This window comes from Pseudomonas sp. URMO17WK12:I11 (genome assembly GCF_007677725.1).
Classification (GTDB): domain Bacteria; phylum Pseudomonadota; class Gammaproteobacteria; order Pseudomonadales; family Pseudomonadaceae; genus Aquipseudomonas.
The window spans coordinates 1-251 of the sequence record NZ_VEDF01000064.1 but is presented as its reverse complement, the minus strand read 5'-3'; the positions used below and the strand labels follow the sequence as shown (position 1 = coordinate 251).

1 protein-coding gene is annotated in these 251 nt (G+C 68.1%); it reads left to right on the top strand.

Annotated elements, in window-relative coordinates; translation table 11 throughout:
- On the top strand, positions 1 to 251 hold a 251-nt coding region (locus FS665_RS23225; RefSeq protein ID WP_145193670.1), incomplete at both ends, for a type VI secretion system Vgr family protein.

Below are 251 nucleotides of genomic sequence, written 5' to 3'. Positions count from 1 at the left end.
TACGGCGGCCACAAACCGGCCTGGCACTCCAGCGGTTTGATGAGCGGCTACAAAAGCAAGGAAATCGGCGGCGGCGGCTTCAACCAGTGGGTGATGGACGACTCCACCGGTCAGGTGCGCACGCAGCTGCACAGCAGCCACGGCCACACCCAGCTCAACCTCGGCTACCTGATCGACCAGCGCGGCAACCACCGCGGCGCCCTGCGCGGCACCGGCTTCGAGCTGCGCACCGACGCCTATGGCGCCCTGCG